Below are 4,512 nucleotides of genomic sequence, written 5' to 3' on the forward strand. Positions count from 1 at the left end.
CGCTGATCATCTTCGACGGCATCTACGGCCTGATCGATGTGGTGATGACCTGGCTGTCACTCCGCTGGCCGGCAGCCCCGCAGTGCGAAAAGGGTCAATACAGCTCGCGCTGCAGCCCCAATGTGGCCAGCACCTTGCTGGAAATCTCCTCGATCGAGGTGTGGGTGGTGCTCAGGGTCGGGATCCGCTCCATGCGGAACATGGTCTCGGCCGCGGCCACCTCGCGCTTGCAGGTGTCCAGGTTGGCGTAGCGCGAGTTCGGGCGGCGCTCCTGGCGGATCTGCTGCAGGCGGTCCGGATCGATGGTCAACCCGAACAGCTTGCGCCGGTAGTTGCGCAGGCGCGGCGGCAGGCGGTCGCTTTCCAGGTCTTCGTCGGTCAGCGGGTAGTTGGCCGCGCGCACTCCGTAATGCAGAGCCAGGTAGATGCAGGTGGGCGTCTTGCCGGCGCGCGACACCGCCACCAGGATCACGTCGGCATCGTCATAGTTCACTGCGATGCCGTCGTCATGGGTCAGGGCGAAGTTCATCGCGTTGATGCGGCGGTGGTACGTGTCGAAATCGACCATGCCGTGGGCCTGGCCGACCCGGGCCAGGCGAGGGCTGGCCAGTTCGCGCTCCAGCGGCTCGATGAACGGCGCGAACACATCCAGCATCAGGGCACCGCTGTCGGCCAGGATCAGGCTCAGGCTCTGGTCCACGCAGGAGTTCACCACGATCGGCCGGACCTGGTACCGCTCCCCCGCCGCCTGGATCCGGGCGCAGGCTTCACGCGCTTTTTCAGGGTCGTCGACAAACGACATCCGATCGGTAATGAAGCTGAACCCGGAGAACTGGGTCAGCAGGCTATGCCCAATGGTTTCAGCGGTGATACCGGTTCCATCGGAAACGTAGAACACCGGACGGATGGTCGACATGCGCGCTTTTACCCCCTACGAAGCTTAAAAAGGCCGCCAGCACAAGCTTGTGCCGACGGTGCTCTGCCCGGCATCATATCGGCTTCTTCCTACGGACGCGGCCACTCAGCCCGCCTCGGGCGATGGCCAAACGGAGCATCGCGCTTGAACGAGAACATCCTGTGGTTGCACGAACTGCGTCTGGCCGATCTGGCCCGCGTAGGCGGCAAGAATTCGTCCCTGGGCGAGATGATCGGCAACCTGGCCGGTCTGGGCGTTTCGGTGCCGGGCGGTTATGCCACCACCGCTGAAGCCTTCAAGGACTTCATCGCGCACAACGACCTGTCCAAGCGCATCTTCGACAGGCTGGCCACGCTGGACGTCGAGGACGTCAACGCGCTGACCGCAGCCGGCAAGGAAATCCGCGGCTGGGTAATCGACGCCCCGCTGCAGCCGCAGCTGGACCAGGACATCCGCACCGCCTACGCCAAGCTGAGCGCCGAGAATGGCGGCGGCGACGTGGCCGTGGCCGTGCGTTCGTCTGCCACTGCCGAGGATCTGCCGGATGCGTCCTTCGCCGGCCAGCAGGAAACCTTCCTCAACGTGACCGGTGCCGACGACGTCGTGCACAAGGTCAAGGAAGTGTTCGCCTCGCTGTACAACGACCGCGCCATCGCCTACCGCGTGCACCACGGCTTCAAGCATGAGGACGTGTTCCTGTCCGCCGGCGTGCAGCTGATGGTGCGTTCGGGCGTCGGTTCCTCCGGCGTGCTGTTCACCCTGGACACCGAGTCCGGCTTCCGCGACGTGGTGTTCGTCACCTCCTCGTTCGGCTTGGGCGAGATGGTCGTGCAGGGCGCGGTCAATCCGGACGAATACTACGTCTACAAGCCCACCCTGCAGGCCGGCAAGCCGGCGATCCTGCGCCGCTCGCTCGGCAGCAAGGCGATCCGCATGGTGTATTCGGATGTCCCCGGTGAGCGCGTCCGTATCGAAGACACGCCGGCCGAACTGCGCACCACCTTCTCGATCAGCGACGAGGACGTGCAGGAACTGGCCAAGCAGGCGCTGGTCATCGAAAAGCACTACGGCCGCCCGATGGACATCGAGTGGGCCAAGGACGGTGTCAGCGGCAAGCTGTTCATCGTGCAGGCGCGCCCGGAAACGGTGAAGTCGCGCAGCCACGCCACCCAGATCGAGCGCTTCGCGCTGACCGAGAAGGGCGGCAAGGTGCTGGCCGAGGGCCGTGCCGTCGGCGCCAAGATCGGTTCGGGCGTGGCCCGCGTGGTGAAGACGCTGGACGACATGAACCGCGTGCAGCCCGGCGACGTGCTGATCGCCGACATGACCGATCCGGATTGGGAACCGGTGATGAAGCGCGCCTCGGCCATCGTCACCAACCGCGGTGGCCGCACCTGCCACGCCGCGATCATCGCGCGCGAGCTGGGCGTGCCGGCCGTGGTTGGTTCGGGCAACGCGACCCAGGTCATCGAAGATGGCCAGCTGGTCACCGTCAGCTGCGCTGAAGGCGATACCGGCTTCATCTACGAAGGCAAGCTCGGCTTTGAACGCACCACCACCGATCTGGGCAACATGCCGCCGGCGCCGCTGAAGATCATGATGAACGTGGCCAACCCGGAACGTGCCTTCGACTTCGGCCAGCTGCCGAACGCCGGCATCGGCCTGGCCCGCCTGGAAATGATCATCGCCAGCCACATCGGCATCCATCCGAATGCGCTGCTGGAATACGACCGCCAGGACGCCGCGACCAAGAAGAAGATCGACGAGAAGATCGCCGGCTACGGTGATCCGGTCAGCTTCTACGTCGACCGCCTGGCCGAAGGCATCGCCACCCTCACCGCCTCGGTCGCCCCGAACGCCGTGATCGTGCGCCTGTCGGACTTCAAGTCCAACGAGTACGCCAACCTGATCGGCGGCAGCAACTACGAGCCGCACGAAGAGAACCCGATGATCGGCTTCCGCGGCGCCAGCCGTTACGTCGATCCGAGCTTCTCGGCCGCCTTCGCGCTGGAGTGCAAGGCCGTGCTGCGCGTGCGCAACGAAATGGGCCTGGACAACCTGTGGGTCATGATTCCGTTCGTGCGCACCCTGGAAGAAGGCCGCAAGGTCATCGAGGTGCTGGAACAGAACGGCCTGAAGCAGGGCGAGAACGGCCTGAAGATCATCATGATGTGCGAAGTGCCGTCCAACGCACTGCTCGCCGATGAATTCCTGGAAATCTTCGACGGCTTCTCGATCGGCTCCAACGACCTGACCCAGCTGAGCCTGGGCCTGGACCGCGACTCGTCGATCGTCGCGCACCTGTTCGACGAACGTAACCCGGCAGTGAAGAAGCTGCTGTCGATGGCGATCAAGGCAGCACGTGCCAAGGGCAAGTACGTTGGCATCTGCGGCCAGGGCCCGTCCGATCACCCGGATCTGGCCGAATGGCTGATGCAGGAAGGCATCGAGTCGGTGTCGCTGAACCCGGACACCGTGGTTGATACCTGGCTGCGCCTGGCCAAGCTGAAGGCCAACGGCTGATGCCGTGATGGGCTGACGTCGCTTTCATCGACGTCCGCCCATACTGCTGCTGCACGCAAGCCCCGCCTCTGCGGGGCTTGCTGTTTCTGGCGTCCACGCACGCCCGGCCCCACGCAGACATCGCTACGCAGCAAAGGACTTCCGCATGATCGCCGCCGCACCTCCCGCCCCCGCCGCAACGCCCTGGTTCCACTCGCTCAACTGGGAGCGCCTGCTGGAAACCTACGGTGTGCCGTTACTGGCCGCCATCGTGGTGCTGCTGGTGGGCCTGTGGGTGGCGCGTCGCCTGTCCAACGCGATGCCGCGCGCCACAGCGCGCATGGGCGTGGACCCGATGCTGGGCAGCTTCCTGCGCAACGTGGTGTACGCCGCATCGCTGGTGATCGTGGTGGTGCTGGCCATCGGCACGCTGGGCGTGCAGATCACGCCGCTGCTGGCCGTGCTCGGCACCGCCGGCCTGGCCGTTGGCCTTGCCCTGAAGGATTCGCTGTCCAACATCGCCTCAGGCGTGATGCTGGTGACACTGCGGCCGTTCCGCGTCGGCGACGTAGTCACCGTTGCCGGACAGACCGGCACGGTGCGCGAAGTGCGCATCTTCCAGACCGTCATCACCGGTGCCGATAACCAGCACACCACCATTCCGAACACGTTGATCACCGCTGCACCGATCATCAACCTCACCGCCGAACCGACCCGCCGCGTCGAACTGGTGATCGGCATCGGCTATGAAGACAACATCCAGCTGGCGCGCGATACCGCGCTGGCGTTGATGAAGGCCGACCCACGCGTGCTGCAGACACCGGCACCGGACGTGGTGGTGTATGAGCTGGGCGCGCACGCCATCAACCTGGGCATCCGCTGCTACGTGAAGTCGGCCGACTGGTTCGGTACCAAGGTCACGCTGCTGGAGCAGCTGAAGCTGGGCTTCGACAAAGCCGGCATCAACATCCCGTATCCGCAGCAGGACATGCACCTTTACCTGCATGGCAAGGATGGCGGCGTGGTCGAGGCGGAGGCGCTGGTGCGCGACAAGCCCTGATCCCAAACAGAAATGCCGGCCAGCGGCCGGCACT

The 4,512-nt window shown here is 65.0% G+C and carries 3 protein-coding genes; 2 read left to right on the forward strand and 1 reads right to left on the reverse strand.

Features of this window, described 5'->3' with window-relative positions; translation table 11 throughout:
• Positions 1 to 94: 94 nt before the first annotated feature.
• A complete protein-coding gene (locus tag ABGA94_RS03235; protein ID WP_005417170.1) occupies positions 95 to 916 on the reverse strand; it encodes a pyruvate, water dikinase regulatory protein in 822 nt (273 codons plus the stop codon).
• 144 nt (positions 917 to 1,060) lie between these two features.
• On the opposite strand from ABGA94_RS03235, the gene ppsA reads away from it, so the two are divergent.
• Together ppsA and ABGA94_RS03245 are read left to right on the forward strand one after the other, a co-directional pair.
• Entirely contained in the window at positions 1,061 to 3,439 is a 2,379-nt protein-coding gene (ppsA, locus tag ABGA94_RS03240; protein WP_005417171.1) for a phosphoenolpyruvate synthase, read from the forward strand.
• Positions 3,440 to 3,584: 145 nt separating this feature from the next.
• Positions 3,585 to 4,478 carry a mechanosensitive ion channel family protein gene (locus ABGA94_RS03245; RefSeq protein WP_134955480.1) on the forward strand — a complete coding sequence of 298 codons (894 nt, stop codon included), beginning with the start codon at positions 3,585 to 3,587 and terminating at the stop codon, positions 4,476 to 4,478.
• Positions 4,479 to 4,512: the final 34 nt, after the last annotated feature.

This window comes from Stenotrophomonas sp. 3diitr2024, assembly GCF_042136455.1.
Classification (GTDB): Bacteria; Pseudomonadota; Gammaproteobacteria; order Xanthomonadales; family Xanthomonadaceae; genus Stenotrophomonas; species Stenotrophomonas sepilia.